The organism is Streptomyces sp. NPDC002889 (assembly GCF_042888425.1).
Taxonomy (GTDB): Bacteria; Actinomycetota; Actinomycetes; order Streptomycetales; family Streptomycetaceae; genus Streptomyces.
On the sequence record NZ_JBIAPT010000012.1, the window covers coordinates 94068 to 112228 of the forward strand.

General features: G+C 69.7%; 16 protein-coding genes. 3 read left to right on the forward strand and 13 right to left on the reverse strand.

Features of this window, described 5'->3' with window-relative positions; genetic code table 11:
* Positions 1-2 precede the first annotated feature (2 nt).
* On the reverse strand, positions 3-626 hold the full coding sequence (gene nadD / locus ACFYWI_RS19790) for a nicotinate-nucleotide adenylyltransferase (RefSeq protein WP_389233726.1): 624 nt from the start codon (positions 624-626) through the stop codon (positions 3-5).
* Between the two features lie 33 nt (positions 627-659).
* Positions 660-821: a hypothetical protein gene (locus ACFYWI_RS19795; RefSeq protein WP_389233729.1), complete on the reverse strand. Its 162-nt coding sequence runs from the start codon at positions 819-821 to the stop codon at positions 660-662.
* Between the two features lie 267 nt (positions 822-1088).
* Here ACFYWI_RS19795 and ACFYWI_RS19800 point away from each other — a divergent pair, with 267 nt between their 5' ends.
* The gene (locus ACFYWI_RS19800; RefSeq protein ID WP_389233732.1) at positions 1089-2207 is read left to right on the forward strand and encodes a M48 family metallopeptidase; all 1119 of its coding nucleotides are present in this window, start codon (positions 1089-1091) and stop codon (positions 2205-2207) included.
* Here ACFYWI_RS19800 and ACFYWI_RS19805 read toward each other — a convergent pair.
* The 5 genes from ACFYWI_RS19805 to proB form a co-directional block, all read right to left on the reverse strand.
* Positions 2192-3340 (reverse strand): hypothetical protein, encoded by a 1149-nt coding sequence (locus tag ACFYWI_RS19805; protein WP_389233735.1) that lies wholly within the window; start codon positions 3338-3340, stop codon positions 2192-2194. The two genes, ACFYWI_RS19800 and ACFYWI_RS19805, sit on opposite strands and share 16 nt — an antisense overlap.
* Positions 3341-3491: 151 nt before the next feature.
* Positions 3492-4091, reverse strand: a complete 600-nt coding sequence (locus tag ACFYWI_RS19810) for a hypothetical protein (RefSeq protein WP_389233738.1) — start codon at positions 4089-4091, stop codon at positions 3492-3494.
* A gap of 90 nt (positions 4092-4181) precedes the next feature.
* Positions 4182-5474 (reverse strand): glutamate-5-semialdehyde dehydrogenase, encoded by a 1293-nt coding sequence (locus tag ACFYWI_RS19815; protein ID WP_389233741.1) that lies wholly within the window; start codon positions 5472-5474, stop codon positions 4182-4184.
* A gap of 64 nt (positions 5475-5538) precedes the next feature.
* Complete coding sequence (locus tag ACFYWI_RS19820) at positions 5539-6087, reverse strand: hypothetical protein (protein ID WP_389233744.1); 549 nt, start codon at positions 6085-6087, stop codon at positions 5539-5541.
* 143 nt (positions 6088-6230) lie between these two features.
* Positions 6231-7358: a glutamate 5-kinase gene (proB, locus tag ACFYWI_RS19825; RefSeq protein ID WP_389233747.1), complete on the reverse strand. Its 1128-nt coding sequence runs from the start codon at positions 7356-7358 to the stop codon at positions 6231-6233.
* A gap of 501 nt (positions 7359-7859) precedes the next feature.
* Between proB and ACFYWI_RS19830 the strand changes: the two genes are divergently transcribed.
* Both ACFYWI_RS19830 and rfbC read left to right on the forward strand, forming a co-directional pair.
* The gene (locus ACFYWI_RS19830; RefSeq protein WP_389233750.1) at positions 7860-9953 is read left to right on the forward strand and encodes a glycosyltransferase; all 2094 of its coding nucleotides are present in this window, start codon (positions 7860-7862) and stop codon (positions 9951-9953) included.
* 49 nt (positions 9954-10002) lie between these two features.
* Positions 10003-10602, forward strand: a complete 600-nt coding sequence (gene rfbC, locus ACFYWI_RS19835; RefSeq protein ID WP_389233753.1) for a dTDP-4-dehydrorhamnose 3,5-epimerase — start codon at positions 10003-10005, stop codon at positions 10600-10602.
* A gap of 158 nt (positions 10603-10760) precedes the next feature.
* Here the strand turns inward: rfbC and ACFYWI_RS19840 are convergent, their stop codons facing one another.
* The 6 genes from ACFYWI_RS19840 to ACFYWI_RS19865 form a co-directional block, all read right to left on the reverse strand.
* Positions 10761-11555, reverse strand: coding sequence for a class I SAM-dependent methyltransferase (locus ACFYWI_RS19840; RefSeq protein WP_389233756.1), 795 nt, complete (start codon positions 11553-11555; stop codon positions 10761-10763).
* 77 nt (positions 11556-11632) lie between these two features.
* Positions 11633-12499: a dTDP-4-dehydrorhamnose reductase gene (rfbD, locus tag ACFYWI_RS19845; RefSeq protein ID WP_389234122.1), complete on the reverse strand. Its 867-nt coding sequence runs from the start codon at positions 12497-12499 to the stop codon at positions 11633-11635.
* Positions 12500-12528: 29 nt separating this feature from the next.
* Positions 12529-13515: a dTDP-glucose 4,6-dehydratase gene (gene rfbB, locus ACFYWI_RS19850; protein WP_389233759.1), complete on the reverse strand. Its 987-nt coding sequence runs from the start codon at positions 13513-13515 to the stop codon at positions 12529-12531.
* Positions 13512-14579: a glucose-1-phosphate thymidylyltransferase gene (locus ACFYWI_RS19855; protein WP_389233762.1), complete on the reverse strand. Its 1068-nt coding sequence runs from the start codon at positions 14577-14579 to the stop codon at positions 13512-13514. Before ACFYWI_RS19855 ends, rfbB begins: the two co-directional genes overlap by 4 nt.
* 106 nt (positions 14580-14685) lie before the next feature.
* Positions 14686-15894 carry a glycosyltransferase family 2 protein gene (locus ACFYWI_RS19860; protein WP_389233765.1) on the reverse strand — a complete coding sequence of 403 codons (1209 nt, stop codon included), beginning with the start codon at positions 15892-15894 and terminating at the stop codon, positions 14686-14688.
* A 154-nt stretch (positions 15895-16048) separates the two neighbouring features.
* Complete coding sequence (locus ACFYWI_RS19865; RefSeq protein WP_389233768.1) at positions 16049-18109, reverse strand: hypothetical protein; 2061 nt, start codon at positions 18107-18109, stop codon at positions 16049-16051.
* Between the last annotated feature and the right edge of the window lie 52 nt (positions 18110-18161).

An 18161-nucleotide genomic window follows, 5' to 3' on the forward strand; every position in this document is an offset into this window, starting at 1 on the left:
GCTCACTCGCCCCGGTACAACTGGCGCTTGTCGATGTAGCGCACCACACCGTCCGGCACCAGATACCAGACCGGGTCTCCCTTGGCGACCCTCGCGCGGCAGTCGGTCGACGAGATGGCCATCGCCGGGATCTCCACCAGCGAGACTCCGCCCTCCGGCAGTCCGTCGTCCGTCAGATCGTGCCCCGGCCGCGTCACCCCGATGAAGTGGGCGAGCGAGAACAGCTCGGTGGCATCCCGCCAGCCGAGGATCTGGGAGAGCGCGTCGGCGCCCGTGATGAAGAACAGGTCTGCGTCGTTATTGAGGGCGCGCAGATCCCGCAGTGTGTCGATGGTGTACGTCGGACCGGGGCGGTCGATGTCGATACGGCTGACCGAGAACTGCGGGTTGGACGCCGTGGCGATGACCGTCATCAGATAGCGGTCCTCGGCCGGGGAAACGATCTTGTGGGTCTTCTGCCACGGCTGTCCGGTCGGTACGAACACCACCTCGTCGAGGTGGAACAGGGCGGCCACCTCGCTGGCGGCCACCAGGTGCCCATGGTGGATCGGGTCGAACGTCCCGCCCATCACACCGAGTCGGCGCCTGGCGGAAGCGGAACCCGTAGCCACGTTCTGCTCTCCCATGCGTGCAGAGCCTACTGGTACGGGCTACCGGACTCAGCGGTCGCGGTTGAAGCGGGTGGTGATCCAGAGCAGCAGGAGCAGCACGAACAGGGCGCCGCCGCCGGTGAGGTAGGGGCTGAGGCTTTCGTGATTGCCACCGTGCTCGGCGCCCTCGGCGAGAGTGACCAGGTTGGCGGCGGTGCTGGCGAGACTCATCTTCAGCAGGACCTATCGATCGGGAGTCGGAGCGGAGAGACTTCGCGCACATCGTATGCGGGCGGCCCGGGCACGCTCACGCCGACTCAGTCGTTGGGATTCCCGTCGGCGCCGTCGTCGCAGCGCCCGCGGTCGTTCCGGGGTGGATCCACGGTCGTTCGGCGGTCGTTCGGCGGTTATCCACAGCCCCCGCCGCGCCGCGGCCCCAGCACCTACGCTGAGTCCGTCAGGGGGACGAGAACGACTGGCAGCACAACAGGGGGCACCATGAGCGACACCCATGAGAACGTGCCGAGCAGGCAGCGCACGCGCTTCCCAGGCATCTCCTCACGGGCATACGAGCATCCCGCGGACCGCTCGGCGCTGGTCGCGCTGCGCAGGCTCAGCGGGTTCGACACCGTGTTCAAGACACTGAGCGGACTGCTGCCGGAGCGCAGCCTGCGACTGCTGTTCCTGTCCGACTCGGTGCGGGTCGGCGACGCCCAGTTCGCGCATCTGCACAGCATGCTGCGCGACGCCTGCTACATCCTGGACCTGGAGAAGGTCCCGGCGATGTATGTGACGCAGGACCCGCGTCCCAACGCGATGTGCATCGGCCTGGACGAGCCGATCATCGTGGTCACCACCGGGCTGGTGGAGCTGCTCGACGAGGAGGAGATGCGCGCGGTCGTCGGGCACGAGGTGGGCCATGCGCTCTCCGGCCACTCCGTCTACCGCACGATCCTGCTCTTCCTCACCGGCCTGGCGCTGAAGGTCGCCTGGATCCCGCTCGGCAATGTGGCGATCATGGCGATCGTCACGGCGCTGCGCGAGTGGTTCCGCAAGTCGGAGCTGTCGGCGGACCGCGCCGGTCTGCTCGTCGGCCAGGACCTGCAGGCGTCGATGCGCGGTCTGATGAAGATCGCCGGTGGCAATCATCTGCACGAGATGAATGTCGACGCGTTCCTCGAGCAGGCCGAGGAGTACGAGGCCGGGGGCGACCTTCGTGACTCGGTACTGAAGATCCTCAACATGCTTCCGCGCTCGCACCCGTTCACCACGGTGCGTGCGGCCGAGCTGAAGAAGTGGGCGGAGAGCCGCGACTACCAGCGAATCATGGACGGCCACTACCCGCGCCGCTCGCAGGACAAGGACACCTCGGTCAGCGACTCCTTCCGTGAGTCCGCATCGCACTACGCGGAGTCGGTGCGCACCAGCAAGGACCCGCTCATAAAGCTGGTCGGTGACATAGCCGGCGGTGCGGGCGACCTGGGCGGGAAGCTGCGCGACAAGTTCACGGGCGCTGCCGGCTCGGGTTCGGGCGCCGGCAACAGCGGCAGCACTGGAAACGGGAGCAAGGGAAGCGGTTCGGCGGGCAGCGGAGAAGGAGGTCAGGGCGAGGGCTGAGCGTCGGGGGACAGCACCCCGCACAGTGCGGCGGTGGCTTGTCCCCTCGCATACGGATCGGTGCCGGCCGGCCCGTCCGAGCCGGCCCGCTCACCGGCGAGCAGGGGCTGCAGGGCGTCCGACGTATCGGAGGAGCATGCCTGCGGTCCGGCCTGGAGATAGCTGGCCAGCAGTTCGAGGCGACGGTGCTGAAGGTCGTCGCGGTCGAAGCGGAAGTGCAGCTCGCGGCGGACGGTGAAGAGCGAGGCATCGGCCGCCCGGGGACCGCTCACCTCGTCCGCCTCCGGTCCCCTCACCTCGTCCGCACTCTGCCCGCCGGTGCCGCCCGCCCGCGATCCGCCGGCGTCGGCCGGGCTCAGCGCGTAGACGAAGGTGTGGTCCGAGGTCACCTCCAGGGTGTCGCCTCCCGTCTCGGTGACGCGCAGCGTGCCGCGTACCCGCACCTCCGGGTCGGCCAGTGCCACCTTCTGCGGGTCGAAGCGGACCAGCCAGCCGGTGGCCGCATGGCGCCCGTCGGCGGCGGGGGTGGCGATGCTCCGGTCGAACTGGGGCAGCTGGTCGGGATGGAGCAGCACCCGCACAGGCCGCACCGCGCCGCCCGTGAGCACATCGGGGTCGAGCGAGGACTCCACGAGGAAGTCCTTGACGGTGGTCAGCGCGGTCATCACCTGTCCCTCGGAGAAGTGCGCGGTGCGGCGCACGGCGGGCAGGGTGATCCCGGAGGCTCCGACACGGAACTGGGCGGCGGGACTGCGCGCGTAGAGCGATTCGGGGGTGCCGCCCGGGACCGGGCCGCGCGGAGCCAGCGGGATCACGGTGATGCGCATCGGCTCGCCCTGCCTGACGGCTGTCGACTGGTACGGGTGGCGGACGCCCAGATAGATCGCGGTGCCGAAGGCGACCAACACCAGCAGAACAAGCAGCAGAGCCTGCCTGGAAGCACGTCTGCCGCTCCAGGCGGGCAGGCTGCGCACGGCCGGCGCGTGCTCGCCCATCCGCTCCACCGCGGAGAATTCCTGCACCCGGGCAGCCCGCACGAACGATTCGTCGAAGACGACGGATCGGTACTCGTCCTCACCACCGCCGGGGAGCCCCTCGGGTGTCCCCTCGGGCGGGTCTCCGCGCCCAGCCATACTTTCAGGGTAGGTCTGACAGGGGCACGGTAAACGCTGAGATGCGTGACAAGTTCCGGTACGCGACGGGTGCCGAGGCATTTGCGACGCATTCTTACTCCGTGGTCAGGACTCGCCCTGCGCAGCGGTCGCCGCCCCGGCGACGCAGGGATCAGGGGCTGCGCTGTTCGGCGGGGACCGGGGGCCTCGAACGGGCGTCGGAGGCGGCGGGACCATGGCCGCTGGCGGTGGCGCCGGTCGGGGTGGCGTCGACGCCTGTCGTGGCGGGCGCAGGGACCTGGTCCTGGCGATTGCCCGAGGCGCCGCGGTAGACGGCCGTGAACGCGAGGGCGACCATGCCGATGCCCATCAACAGGGCCAGCACCCAGGCCACCGGGCGGTGCCAGCGTGCGGTGCCGCGGTAGGGACGCAGGGCACCGCCGTGCCTCCCGTACGGACCGGAGCAGTCGTCGTCGAGGTCGTCGTCGTCCTCGTAGCCCCGGCCGAGGGCGTAGCCCCCGGAGCCGTATCCCTCGTCGTAGAGGTCGTCCTCGGGCGCCGAGCCGCGGGAACGGCCGCGTGCGGCCTCGGCCTCGGCACGCGCCTCTGCCGCGGCGAGCAGTCGCTCCACCGCGGTCGGCTCATGGATCGTGGCGGCCCGGACGAAGTCCTCGTCGAACACCACGGCGGCGAAGTCCTCGTCAGCGCCCCCGCGGTCGTCGTCGGGCTCCCAACCGTCCTGGAACGGCCTGCCCCCCACGTCGTCCGGCACGCCTTCAGAGTAGACCTGGCCGGTGGGTTTGGTCAGGGAGAGTGCGAACTCTCCCCGCCCGGGTGACGGTGCCCCCGCCCCCGCTGACGGTCACCGGATGTGGCCGTCCCCTGTCACGATGTACTTCGTCGAGGTCAGCTCGGGAAGCCCCATCGGGCCGCGTGCGTGCAGCTTCTGGGTGGAGATGCCGATCTCCGCGCCGAATCCGAACTGACCGCCGTCGGTGAAACGCGTGGACGCGTTCACAGCGACTGTCGTGGAATCGACCAACTGGGTGAATCGGCGCGCAGCCGCCTGCGAGGTGGTGACGATCGCCTCCGTGTGACCGGAGGACCACAGCCGGATGTGGGCGACGGCCGCGTCCAGCGATTCGACGACTGCGGCCGCGATGTCGTAGGAGAGGTACTCCGTCTCCCAGTCGTCGGCGGTGGCCGGCACGATCGTGGCCTTGGTGGCGTCCGCGTACTCGACGACCCGCTCGTCGCCGTGCACGGTCACCCCGGCCGCCGCGAGGGCGTCCAGGGCGCGCGGCAGGAACTCGGCGGCGATGTCCCGGTGGACCAGGAGCGTCTCGGCCGCGTTGCAGACGCTCGGCCGCTGCGCCTTGGAGTTGATCAGGATCTCGACGGCCATGTCGATGTCGGTCTCCGCATCCACGTAGACGTGGCAGTTGCCGGTGCCGGTCTCGATGACCGGGACGGTGGACTGCTCGACGACCGTGCGGATCAGAGAGGCGCCGCCGCGCGGGATGAGGACGTCGACCATGCCGCGGGCGCGCATCAGCTCCCGTACGGATTCCCGGCTCTCGCCGGGCACGAGCTGCACCGCGTCGGCCGGCAGTCCGGATCCTCCGACGGCGTCGCGCAGCACTCGCACGAGCGCGGTGTTGGAGGAGTAGGCGGAGGAGGAGCCGCGCAGCAGTACGGCGTTGCCGGACTTGAGGCACAGGGCCGCGGCGTCCACCGTGACGTTCGGGCGGGCCTCGTAGATGATGCCGACGACACCGAGCGGGACGCGGACCTGGCGCAGATCGATGCCGTTGGGCAGCCTCGAGCCGCGTACCACCTCGCCGACCGGGTCGGGCAGCGCGGCCACGTCGCGGACGTCGGCGGCGATCGCCCGCACCCGCTCCGGGGTCAGCGTGAGCCGGTCGATGATCGACTCGCTGGTGCCGGCCTCGCGGGCACGCGCGATGTCCTCGGCGTTGGCGGCGACGATCTCGCTCGTGCGGACCTCGAGCGCGTCCGCGATCGCCAGCAGGGCGTCGTCCTTGGCCGAGCGCGGAAGTGGCGCGAGATCGGCGGCGGCGGCGCGGGCCCGGTAGGCGGCCTGGGTGACCGGGGACATGTTGTCGTAAGGCGTGACCGAAGAGAGCGACGTCATACCCGCAGGGTAATGCGCCTCCCGCGGGCACCCGGAACGTATCCCGTACTGCGAGACACAAGCCTCAGAAGGGGTGTACCCCCACCGGGGCGGCCGGCGGCGGTCCGTAGCCCTCCGCGATGCGCTGGTGGTAGGTCTCGCGGTCGATGACCTCGAGTCCGACGATCTCCCACGGCGGCAGTTTGGCGCTGGAGCGGTGCTCACCCCACAGCCGCAGTGCCACGGCGGCCGCGTCGTGCAGGTCCCGTGCCTCCTCCCAGTAGCGGATCTCCGCGTGGTCGTTGGCGTACCGGCTGGTCAGCAGGAAGGGGTGGTCGTGGGCGAGCTGTTCGAGTCCGCGGCGGACCTCCTTCAACGGGGCCTCCGTGCCCGAGACACTGAGCGTGATGTGCCACAGCCTGGACAACGGCTGTTCGTCGGTGCGGGCGGCTTCCGCTCGGCCCTGCATGCCGACCTCCGTCGCCGCTCCCTCAGGAGCCGGTGCACGGGTGTCCGTCTCCGCTGCGGCGCCCGCTGCGACGCTCGTCAGGGCTCGTTCCTCGCCCACGGCCCTGCGGTTACGGGGCAGTCCCCCGCTCCCTCGGGTCATGTCCCCAGGGCGCGCTCGTCTCACCGGCGGCCTCCTGTTGCTGCGTTGTGTTGCCCTGCCCCCGCTATTCCCCCGCTACAAAGTTGACCAGCCCGCGGCGGAACGTGGGGCGGTTTTGGTAAAGGTCTCTCCCGGATGACAGGACTTTCCGCCGTTTCCTGGTTGTCTCAGGGGACGAGGACCACCAGATCGTCCCGGTGTACGACCTCCCGTTCGTACGCCGGTCCCAGCTCCTGCGCCAGCTCGCGGGTGGAGCGGCCGAGCAGCTGCGGGATCTCCTTGGCGTCGAAGTTGACCAGTCCGCGCGCCACGGCCCGGCCAGCCGAGTCGCGCAGCTCCACCGGGTCCCCCGCGCTGAACTCGCCCTCGACCGCGGCGATCCCGGCCGGCAGCAGCGACTTCCTGCCCTGCACCACGGCCTCGACCGCGCCGTCGTCCAGCGTCAGCGAGCCCTGCGGGGTGGAGGCGTGGGCGAGCCACAGCAGCCGGTCGGCGGAGCGGCGTCCGGTGCGGTGGAAGTACGTCCCGGTGGCGCGTCCGGCGAGTGCGTCGGCGGCGCGGACGGCGGAGGTGAGTACGACGGGAACACCGGCGGCGGCGGCGATCCGGGCCGCCTCGACCTTGGTGGCCATGCCCCCGGTGCCGACGCCCGCCTTGCCGGCGCTGCCGATCTGGACGTGGGCGATGTCGCCGGGGCCGCGCACCTCCTCGATACGGGACGTGCCGGGCCGGGACGGGTCGCCGTCGTAGAGGCCGTCGACGTCGGAGAGCAGGACCAGAAGATCGGCCCGTACGAGATGGGCGACGAGGGCGGCGAGGCGGTCGTTGTCGCCGAAGCGGATCTCGTCCGTGGCCACGGTGTCGTTCTCGTTGATGACCGGAACGGCGCCCATGGCAAACAGCTGGTCCAAAGTCCGGTAGGCGTTGCGGTAGTGGGAGCGGCGGCTGGTGTCGTCGCTGGTGAGGAGCACCTGGCCCACGCGTACGCCGTAGCGGGCGAAGGAGGCGGTGTAGCGGGCGACGAGCAGTCCCTGCCCGACGCTGGCGGCGGCCTGCTGCCGGGCCAGGTCCTTGGGGCGGCGGGCCAGTCCGAGCGGCGCGAGGCCGGCGGCGATGGCGCCGGACGAGACCAGCACTATCTCCTTCTCACCCCCGCTCCGGACCTTGGCGAGTACGTCGACGAGCGCGTCCACACGGTCGGCGTCGAGCCCCCCGGCGGCGGTGGTCAGGGAGGACGAGCCGACCTTGACGACGATCCTGCGGGCCTGGGTTACCTGCTGTCTTGCCACTGTCACAAGGCCGAATCTATGTCAGTGCGCGCCCGGCGTGCGCGCCCGTTCCGCCCGCTGGGACATCCTGCCCCGCCGCCGGAGCGGCCGCGCGCTGGGCACGTCGCGGCCGGGATGCGCCGTGGTCCGGTCGAGGCGCAGGCTCCAGATGTGTCCGGCCGCGGGCGACCGCCGGCGTGCGGTTGACGGCATGTCAACGACCGGTCGCGAGGGACCGACCGTCGGGCCTGAGCCAGAATCGGGTCGCAGGACAAAGAAATAGGGAAGCCGGTGTTTCGGCTGGTTCTCATGCGTGTGAATGGCCCGTAAGGCGTTTCACCTGCACTCTCTGACGGATCGGCAGGCCAGGTATGCGCGGAGGACACCCCGCGTCCCCTGATTGCGAACAGCGGGTTCCGGACAACCGATAGAGTGGCAGTGGGTGGCGGCCCGTGTCGGCCTGTCTCCGGCCCCCGCCTTCGAATCCAGGCTTCCCACAAGAGACGGGACACAGTGGTGTCGGTCAAAGTGAGTGTCGTCATTCCGGTTTACAACCCCGGTAGGTACATCGATCCCTGCATCGACTCCCTGGTCGGCCAGACACTTCCCGCAGAGGAATTCGAAGTACTTTTCGTCAATGACGGATCGACCGACGACACCCCGGAAAGGCTCGACAGCCTCGCGGCTCAGCACCCGAATTTCCGTGTGATTCACATTCCGAATTCCGGTTGGCCGGGAAAGCCGCGGAACATCGGCGTCGCCCAGGCCGAAGGCGAATACGTCCAGTTCCTCGACCAGGACGACCACCTGGGCACCGACGCGCTGCGGCGTCTGTACGAGATGGGCCACCGCAACGGCTCCGACATCGTCATCGGCAAGGTGGCCAGCAACTTCCGCGGCGTGCCGCAGGGCGTCTTCCGGCAGGACCGCGAGAAGTGCACCCTGCGCAGCGCCCCGCTGTACGACAGCCTCACACCGCACAAGATGTTCCGGACCGCGTTTCTGCGGGAGCACGGCATCGCCTACCCCGAGGGAAAGCGCCGCCTCGAGGACCAGCTGTACATGATGAAGGCGTACTTCCCTGCCGAGGTCGTCTCGATCCTCGGGTCGTACACCTGCTACCACTACTCGAAGCGCGACGACGGAAAGAACGCCGGATCCGCCAAGCTCGTACCGGCCGGCTATTACGGCAACCTCCGCGAGGTCCTCGACGTCGTCGTGGCCAACACCGAACCCGGCGCTCTGCGGGACCGCGTGCTGCGCCGCTTCTACCGCGTGGAAATGCTGGGGCGGCTGAGCGAACCGGCCGTGCTGAGGTACGACGCCGGCTACCTCCGCGAGATGACCGACGCCGTACGGCCCCTGGCCATGGACTTCATGGACAGTGCCGTGCACGACGGGCTCGGCCCGCTGCTGCGCCTGCGCTCCACCCTGCTGCGCAACGACGACCCCGAGGGCATGGTCCGGCTCGCCCGTTTCGCCTCCTCGGTCAAGGGCGCCGTACGGCTCGAGGACTTCGCCTGGCAGCCGGACGGGCGGATCGCGGTCAAGATCGCCGGACGGTTCGTGTACGGCGACGACCGCCGCCCCCTGACCGTGCTGCGCCGTGACGGCCGGGTCCATCTGCACCCCGACATCACCGCGGACCTGCTGCCCGACGGCGAGCTCCTGGACATCACGGACGACATCGGCGGGTTCAACGCCGAGCTCGCACTGCGCAACCGTGAGACAGCGGTCGAGTGGCTCTGTCCGGTCACGGTCGAGGCGCACGTCGAGGACCTGGGCGACGGCACCTGCGAGGTCGTGCTGCGCGGCACCGGACTACTCGCCTCCGAGGGCGGCCGCGCCCGGCGCGAGAGCCTGACGCGCGGCTTCTGGGACGCATGGGTGACCGTGCGCGGCCTGGGGCTCGTACGCAAGGCCCGCCTCGGCGCCGACCGCGCGCCCCACGTCGACGGCCAGTGCCTGCCCGCACTGCTGTCCACTCCGGCCCGCCCGGTGATCCCGTACTTCACCGATCCGCACAGCAATCTCACCCTCGATGTCGCGGCGCGCGCCAAGAAGGTCGTTCCTCGCCTCGAGGGGCGTCCGGTGCTGCGGATGCCGGGCCGTCAGGTGCGGCTGCGGCTGGATGTCCTCACCACGGGCTCCACGGGTCCCGGCGAGGCCGAGCTGGTGCTGAGCGAGCTTCCTGACCGGTCCGGTACCCCGGATGCCTCCCCGTCCGCCGCGGCCGGCCCCCCAGGCACACCGGCTTCCGACGTGTCCGTCGTGCACTCCTTCCCGACCGCGCTGCGTCCCGTCCACGGCCGGGCCCATCTGACCGTGCCGGCCCAGGTCACGGACGCCCCGGCAGGCACCTGGCAGCTCTCCGTGCGGCTGGACGGCGCCAAGGGCCCCGACCTGCCGCTGTCCCGGGTGAACGTGGACAGCGCCGGACGGCTCCAGCTGGACGACACCCTCCCCGCGCCCGACGCCCATCTGCTGAGGACACTGTCCGTGCAGCGCCGACGGGCGGCAGTGCGCGGTGCCGTGCGGGCCGTTGTGGGTCCCCTCGTGCGCCGTCTGCCCCCGGCCGCCCGCAAGCGGGTCCGCCGAATGGCGGCGCGACTGCTCGGCTGACCTGTCGGTGCAATGCGGGACGTGAATTCGAAAGCGAGGACGTGAACAGATGCGGCAGCTCTCCATCGCCGGAGCCTGGGTGCACGAACCCAAGATCTTCACTGACAGCCGGGGCAGCTTCCACGAGTGGTTCAAGGCGCCCGACTTCGCCGAGGCGGCCGGGCACCGGCTGCGGCTCGAGCAGGCCAACTGCTCGGTCTCCAGCCGGGGCACGTTGCGCGGCATCCACTTCGCCGATGTGCCGCCGAGCCAGGCCAAGTACGTCAAGTGCGTGCGCGGTGCCGTGCTCGACGTCATCGTGGACATCCGGACCGGTTCCCCGACGTTCCGGCAGTGGGAGGCCGTGCGCCTGGACGACGTCGACCACCACTGCGTCTACCTCGCCGAGGGGCTCGGGCACGCCTTCATGGCCCTGACCGACGACGCGACGGTGGTCTACCTGTGCTCCGAGGGGTACGCCCCCGGGCGCGAGCACGGCATCAACCCGCTCGACCCCGCCCTCGGCATCGAGTGGCCCGAGGGCATCCCCCCGCTGCTGTCGGACAAGGACGCCGCGGCGCCCACGCTGGCCGAGGCCGAGGAGCAGGGCCTGCTGCCGCGGTACGAGGAATGCGCGGCGTACTACGCGCAGCTGCGCGCACGCGGCTGACAGGGTCCGGCTCCCCGCCGCGGGGCCCGCTCACCGAAGGACGGCCCGCCGCGGGGCCCCTCACCGAAGAGCCCCCGAGGTCGACGAGGACCCTCGGGGGCTTCCGCGCCCGCCGGTGCGACTCGGCTCGCCGGCCTCGAGCGCTGCTGCTCCGGACGCTAGCCCGTGATCTTCCTGATGCCCGCGCGCACGGGCGCGAACGCGGAACGCGGGCGGCGCAGCGTGCGCGCCCGGATCAGCCCCGGCCAGAAGTCCGCGCCGAGCAGCGCCTCGGGCCGGACCGCGTTCTTGCGCACCAGCACCTCGTCGGGAACGTCCTGCGGGTCCGGTACGACGTACTCCTCGATGATCTTGTCGTAGGAGTCCTTGAGCACGGTGTTCTCGGGGTCGGCACCGAAGACGGCCACCACTCCGGTCGGCGCCGTGTCCACCTCGACGACCACCAGATCCGGCCGGTACTTCCGCAGTACCTGGACGACCTTGTACACGTCGCCGGCCCAGAACTTGGTGTGCCGGTCACGGGCGGCCTCGTCCACGCTCCGCGGCAGCATGTCGTCGAGCACGATCACGCTCGACCAGCGCGAATGCCGCTCGACATTCATGAAGTCGCGCAGCGCGTACTCGAACAGGTGCATTCCGTCGATGAACGACAGCTCCAGCCTCGGCTCGCCGCCCAGGATGTTCATCGGGTCCTTGCGGGCCAGCGCACGGAACGGATTGCGGCCATTGCGCAGGTGGACCAGCGGGTCCTTGCGGGCGAAGAAGTCGTCACTGGTGGCTCTGACCAGATGGACATCGCAGCTGATGCTCGTCACGACCCGGAACGCCGGGTCGATCGCGACGGAGGGAACCCTGGAAAGCGCCAGGCTGCGCCCGTCGTTGACCCCGATCTCGAGATAGTTCCGGGGCTTGTAGGTGCGGTGCAGTTGACGCAGGAAACCGTGGCGGTCCACCGATGGAGCCCTTCACTGGGAATCAAATTGATTGATTCCCAGCGAAGTTAGCGTGTACGCCGCCTGCACGTAAACATCTACCGGCCAGTAGCACCCATGTCGCGCTCCGCTTCCAGCAGCGTGGGGAACGCTTCTGCGAGCGCCGCACGCCAGTCGCGGATCGGTTCGATTCCGGTCCCCCGCCACGCCTCGTGTCCGAGCACGCTGTACGACGGCCGGGGCGCGGGCCGCACGAAGGCCTCGCTGGTCGTCGGACGCACCCGCTCCGGGTCCGCGCCCAGCAGCCGGAAGATCTCCCGGGTGAAGCCGAACCAGGTGGTCGCGCCGCCGCTGGTGCCGTGGCGGACCCCTCCCTTCACCGTGCCGGCCAGCGCGCCCTGACCCAGTCGCACCAGCCGGTCGGCCAGATCCACGGTCCACGTGGGCTGGCCGCGCTGATCGTCGACGACGTCCAGGGTGTCCTTGACCGCCTCGAGCCTGATCATGGTGCGCACGAAGTTCGGGCCGCCCGCGCCGTACAGCCAGGCGGTACGGACCACATGGCCGGCCCCGGGGAGGATGTCCAGCACCGCTCGCTCCCCGGCCAGCTTGGTGCGCCCGTACGCGCTGCGCGGCCCGGTGGGCGCGTCCTCGGTGTACGGCTGGGCACCGTCGCCCGCGAAGACGTAGTCGGTGGAGACATGGAGCAGTACGGAACCGCTCTCCTTGCACGCCTCGGCCAGGACCCGCGGGCCCGTACCGTTGACGGCGAGCGCGTCCTCCTCCTGTTCCTCGGCCCCGTCGACGTCCGTCCAGCCGGCACAGTTGACGATCACGGCCGGCCGGTGTTCGGCGAGGGCCGCGCGTACCGCGTCCGGGTCGGTGATGTCGAGGTCCGCCCGGGTGGTGGCGACGGCCGCGGTGCCGTCGGCCGCCAGCCTGCCGAGGACGTCCTGGGCCAGCATGCCGCGGGCCCCGGTGACGAGCCAGCTGTTCACAGCGCGGCACGCTCCTTCAGCGGCTCCCACCAGGCGCGGTTGTCGCGGTACCACTGCACGGTCTCGGCGAGGCCGGCCGCGAAGTCCTTGCGCGGCGCGTAGCCGAGCTGCTCACGGATCTTGGTGCAGTCGACCGAGTAGCGCCGGTCGTGGCCCTTGCGGTCGGTGACGTACTCGACGCTGGTGTCCCAGTCCGCCCCGCACGCCTCGAGCAGCAACGCGGTGAGTTCCTTGTTGGACAGCTCGGTGCCGCCGCCGATGTTGTAGACCTCCCCCGCGCGCCCCTTGGTGCGTACCAGCTCGATGCCCTGGACGTGGTCGTCGATGTGCAGCCAGTCGCGGACGTTGCCGCCGTCGCCGTACAGGGGGACCTTCCTGCCGTCCAGGAGGTTGGTGATGAACAGCGGGATGACCTTCTCGGGGAAGTGGTGGTGCCCGTAGTTGTTGGAGCACCGGGTCACCCGCACGTCCAGACCGTGGGTGCGGTGGTAGGACAGCGCGATCAGGTCGCTCGAGGCCTTGGCGGCGGAATACGGGGAGTTGGGCTGCAGCGGGTGCGTCTCGGGCCAGGACCCGTGGTCGATGGAGCCGTAGACCTCGTCGGTGGAGATGTGCACAAAGGTCTTGATGCCGGCCTGGTGGGCCGCGTCGATCAGGGTGTGGGTGCCCACCACGTTCGTCCGCACGAACTCGGCACCGCCGTCGATGGACCGGTCCACATGCGATTCGGCGGCGAAGTGCACGACCTGGTCGTGCTCTGACATGAGCCGGCCGACGAGCTCGGGGTCGCAGATGTCGCCCTTGACGAAGGCGAATCCGGCGTGTTCGCGGACCTCGTCGAGGTTGGCCTCGTTCCCCGCATAGGTGAGCTTGTCCAGCACGGTGACGGCCACATCGCCCGCTCCGCCGGGGCCGAGCACCGTACGGACGTAGTGGGAGCCGATGAAGCCGGCGCCACCGGTCACCAGGATCTTGGTTGTCATGAGGAGATCTGCACCTTGCTGTGGTCGCCGAGCACAAGTCGGTGGGCGGACGGGTTACGGGGGGCGGGGGTGACCTCGACGTCGCGGCCGATCAGCGACGCCTCCACACGGCGCACACCGGTGATGGACGAGCCCCGCAGCACGATGGAGTACTCGATCTCGCTGTCCTCGATACGGCATCCCTCGGAGACCGAGGTGAACGGGCCGACGTAGGCGTCGCTGATCACGGAACCGGCACCGATGATCGCGGGGCCGATGATGCGGCTGCGGCTGATCCGCGCGCCCGCCTCGACCCGCACGCGGCCGATGATCTCGCTGTGCTCGTCGACCGTGCCCTCGTTGAGGGGCTCGAGGGTCTCCAGCACCGAGCGGTTGACCTCCAGCATGTCGGTGACGTTGCCGGTGTCCTTCCAGTAGCCGGAGATCGTGGTGGAGCGGACGTCGCGCTGCTGGTCGATCAGCCACTGGAGTGCGTGCGTGATCTCCAACTCGCCGCGCCAGGACGGCTTGATGGCACGGACGGCCTCGTGGACGGCCGGAGTGAAGAGATAGACGCCGACGAGGGCGAGATCGCTCTTGGGCTCTTTCGGCTTCTCCTCGAGGCCCACGACCCGGCCGTTGTCGTCGAGCTCCGCCACACCGAAAGAAGTCGGGTTGGGGACCTTGGTGAGCAGGATCTGCGCATCGGGGCGTTCGGTGCGGAATTCGTCGACGAGTCCGGTGATGCCGCCGACGATGAAGTTGTCGCCGAGATACATCACGAAGTCGTCCTCGCCCAGGAATTCTCTTGCGATGACGACGGCATGGGCGAGTCCGAGCGGTTTCTCCTGCGGAATGTAGGTGACCTTCACCCCGAACCGGGAACCGTCGCCCACCGCCTCCTCGATCTCCTCCGCCGTGTCACCCACGATGACGCCGACTTCGGTGATCCCGGCTTCCGCAATCGCTTCCAGTCCGTAGAAGAGCACCGGCTTGTTCGCCACGGGGACCAGCTGCTTGGCCGAGGTGTGCGTGATGGGACGCAGGCGGGTGCCCGCTCCTCCGGAGAGTACGAGTGCCTTCACGATGCCCGTCCTCGAGTCGAGTGAGGTTTTCCGAGCGGATACCGCTCAGCCGCTTCGACTTTACCCACCGTTGCCGCGTCCGGACGCACGGTCCGGACCACCGATGCTAGATCCGGGATCTCAGACGCCGTACACGGCGCCGGATCCCGCGCACCGCCCTGCGCACGCGTGACGGGCGTGGCCCGGGAGGCAGGACACGGCGGCTGCCGGACCAGTCCGGCACCGTGACCGCGTACGCCGACTCGGGGATGCCCGCCCCCGCGTCCCCGAAGTGCGGATAGCGCAGATGCAGATGGCCGGCGGGGCCGCGGCGGACCACTTCCGGTGCCGACCCGGCCCGGTCGAACTCCAGCAGATCCTTCAGCAGATCGAGTCGGCCCAGGGCGACGCAGATCAGCACGAGCCGCTCGCCGACCTTGATGTGGTCGGCAACGCCCTTGGTCCAGTACGCCTTTGTCATCGGACCGGCCAGCTCCAGCCTGTGCCGCTGCTCGTGCTCGGGCCTGCCCAGCAGTCGGGGCCCGAACTGCTGCAGAAGACCCACGGTGAAGGGCCTGACCATCAGCAGATCGCGCTTCCGCCCCGGTGGCTCGAGTGCGGCGATCAGCCGCATCAGGGCGTGGATCGCCTCGAAGCGTGCGGCGTAACCGCCCTTTGCGGTCGCGTGTTTGCCGTCCTCGCGGCCGACCAGGTAGTAGCAGTCGTAGTCGGCGACGACGGACACACCGTTGCCGCGGAGATACGCCTCCATGGTGAACAGCGCGTCCTCGCCGGTCGCAAGTGTCTCGTCGAACGACAGACCGAGCCGCGTCAGCAGTGCGCGCCGGAACAGCTTCTGCGCACTCAGCGCGTAGATGATCCGGGAGGTGTGCACATCGGCGTGTTCGAGGGTGCGGGTGAACATGGACCGGGGCACGGCGCGGCCGACCCCGGCCATCCTGCCGAGCACCACATCCGTTCCGGCGCGGTCGGCCATGGAGACCATGCGCTCCAGGGCCTCGTCGCCGAAGTAGTCGTCGGCGTCGAGGAAGAAGACATAGCGGCCACGGGCACGGCGCAGACCCACATTGCGCGGGCCGCTGGGGCCGCCGGAGTTGGGCTGACGGATGACGGTGGTGGGGACCGCGGACCTGGCCGCGAACTGCTCCAGGTACTCACCGGTGCCGTCGCTCGACCCGTCGTCGACCGCGACGATCTCGATGCGGTCGGCGCCGAGGGTCTGGGATTCCACGGACTCCAGGCAGCGGACCAGATAGGGCATGGCTTCGTAGGCGCCGACGACAACCGTGACGTCAGGCACAGAGTTGTCATTCATCGCCATACGGGACAACCCTGCATGAACAAAGGTTGCCCTGCACCACTCTCCGGGCAATCGGGGCACATACCCATATGAGACCGCAAACGGCCCGGCGGCGCCCCTTCAGGGACGCCGCCGGGCCGTTGTGATGCCGGGTGCGGGTGCGGTGGTGTCAGCCGCCCACGGGCGTGTCGTCGAGCCCCGGAGCCGGCTCCGCTTCCGACTCGGCCAGCCGTTGCGCCACGCCCACGTTGCGCGCCTCGGCCTTGGTGGCCAGCGCTCGCACCGCCGCGTTGAACTGCTCCATGGAGGTCGGCTCGTCCGGTCCGAGCAGGTACTCCTTGAGTTCGTGCCGTGCCTCCGACAGCGTGTCGGCGGTCCGGTCGGCGACGGCGGCGAGCAGCTCGTCGAGCTCGGCCGCGCTGTTGGAGAGGACCACGGCGGCCCGGACCGCGGTGTTCTGGCGCTTGAACTCCGCCTCGCCCAGCTCCGCGGAGTCGGTGACCGCGTACGGCTTGCCGCTCGCGATGAAGTCCGACACGACGCTGGAGATGTCCGAGACCATGCCGTCCGACTCGTTGAAGCAGTCGTACAGACGCGGCTCGGGCCCGGTGATGACCTTGTGCTCCCACCAGCCGAAGGAGCGCCAGTACGCGGCGTTCCACTCGTCCTTCAGCTTGGCGGTCTCCGCCTCGCGTGCCGGGTCGGCCAGCGAGTCGCGTGCCTCCTCGGCCTCGTCCCTGCCGATCCGGGACGTGCCCGACAGCTGGGCGAGGCCGGCCTGGATCCGATGCAGCTCGGCGCGGGCCGAGGCCTGCTCCTGGGCGTGCGATGCGGCCTCCTTCCCCCACCGGGGGTCGGTGGCGCGCGCCGCCGCGGCCCGCTCGACCAGCGCGGTGATGCGCTCGTGCACGGCCTTCGCCCGGGCGCTGCGGGTGCCGGTGAACGGGTGCGGCTTGTAGATCACACGGACCGGCGGCTCGGCGGCCAGCAGCCGCGTGACGATGTTCTCGCCGGCCAGCAGCAGGGAGGTGTTGCCGGGGTTGTCGTCCCAGCCCTCCCAGGTGGGGGCGTAGAGCACGGTCGGGATGGGGTGCTTGGGCGAGCCGGTCCACGTCTTGATCGGGGCGAGCTGGGGCCGGCCCACCTCGACGATGTCCTCGCTGCGCACGCCGACGTCGGCGAGGGCGTACCGGTCGCGGCCGGCCCGGCCGGCGGTCCACACCTCGTCGTAGGCCTTGCTGAACGGGTTGACGCTGGCGAGCTTGTCGCTGTCCCCGTGACCGATGAAGACATGCTTCATGGTCGGTACGCGCAGCAGGTGGATGTTCTTGCCGACGTTGGCCGCGTACAGAGCGACGCGCACGGACGACAGGTCCATGTTCATCAGATGCACGCCCCCGGGCACACACACCACGGGCACGGAGGTGGAGGCGAGCTGCGGCACGATGTTGCGCTCGCGCAGGAAGATGACCGGCCGCCCCTCGACCTGCGCCATCGTCTGGAGCCACATGTTGACCTGGTACGCCGAGTCCTTGGAGCCGGAGAAGTACAGCATCACGGTCGGCTTGTACTCACCGAGCCAGCGGTCGATGCCCTCGAGCACCTTGTCCGCGGGCGGCACGAGCCGGCTGGTGCGCAGATAGGGCAGCAGCGCGGCCAGATAGCCGATGGCGAGCACCAGAGTGATCGACAGCCCGATATAGGCGAAGACGTTCATGCCGGTCGCGATCGCAACGATCACGCCCACGACCGCGAAGACGTCCAGGTGCAGCATCTTCTCCGCGGAACGGTCCAGCAGCCGCTTCGGCGGCGCGTCCGGGATGCGCAGGTGATTCAGGTCGATGTTGCGGGTGACGACCGGCATCCTGCGACGCAGCCTCAGCATGGTGACCATCGCGCCGTGCGGCGCCTGGAGCCCGTAGAAGCCGAGCAGACAGGCGACCGTCACATAGAAGACCATGTCGTCCGCGAGGCCCATGCGGGCCATCAGCAGGACGACCAGCAGCTGGCGCACCAGGAAGCGGATCGACAGGCCGGCGCGCACCTTGGCGAGACGGTTGATCAGATAGCTGGAGCGCCGGTGCAGAAACTGGTCCGACAGATATGTCACCGCAACCGCTGCCGCAAAGAACCAGAGGCTGGGGATTATCGCGGCGAGCATGACGCAGGGAAATCCCAGCACCAGAAGAAGTGCGGCGGCCAGCTCGGATCCGCTGCCCACACGAGCCATGCGAATCGCTTTGGAAATCACGAAGAACCTGCTCCAGGAGTGACCGACTGTT

Coding starts and splice junctions, on each gene's coding strand:
- nadD (WP_389233726.1), bottom strand. CDS start 626: ATGGGAGAGCAGAACGTGGCTACGGGTTCCGCTTCCGCCAGGCGCCGA.
- ACFYWI_RS19795 (WP_389233729.1), bottom strand. CDS start 821: ATGAGTCTCGCCAGCACCGCCGCCAACCTGGTCACTCTCGCCGAGGGC.
- ACFYWI_RS19800 (WP_389233732.1), top strand. CDS start 1,089: ATGAGCGACACCCATGAGAACGTGCCGAGCAGGCAGCGCACGCGCTTC.
- ACFYWI_RS19805 (WP_389233735.1), bottom strand. CDS start 3,340: ATGGCTGGGCGCGGAGACCCGCCCGAGGGGACACCCGAGGGGCTCCCC.
- ACFYWI_RS19815 (WP_389233741.1), bottom strand. CDS start 5,474: ATGACGTCGCTCTCTTCGGTCACGCCTTACGACAACATGTCCCCGGTC.
- rfbC (WP_389233753.1), top strand. CDS start 10,003: ATGCGGCAGCTCTCCATCGCCGGAGCCTGGGTGCACGAACCCAAGATC.
- rfbD (WP_389234122.1), bottom strand. CDS start 12,499: ATGCTGGCCCAGGACGTCCTCGGCAGGCTGGCGGCCGACGGCACCGCG.
- rfbB (WP_389233759.1), bottom strand. CDS start 13,515: ATGACAACCAAGATCCTGGTGACCGGTGGCGCCGGCTTCATCGGCTCC.
- ACFYWI_RS19860 (WP_389233765.1), bottom strand. CDS start 15,894: ATGAATGACAACTCTGTGCCTGACGTCACGGTTGTCGTCGGCGCCTAC.
- ACFYWI_RS19865 (WP_389233768.1), bottom strand. CDS start 18,109: ATGGCTCGTGTGGGCAGCGGATCCGAGCTGGCCGCCGCACTTCTTCTG.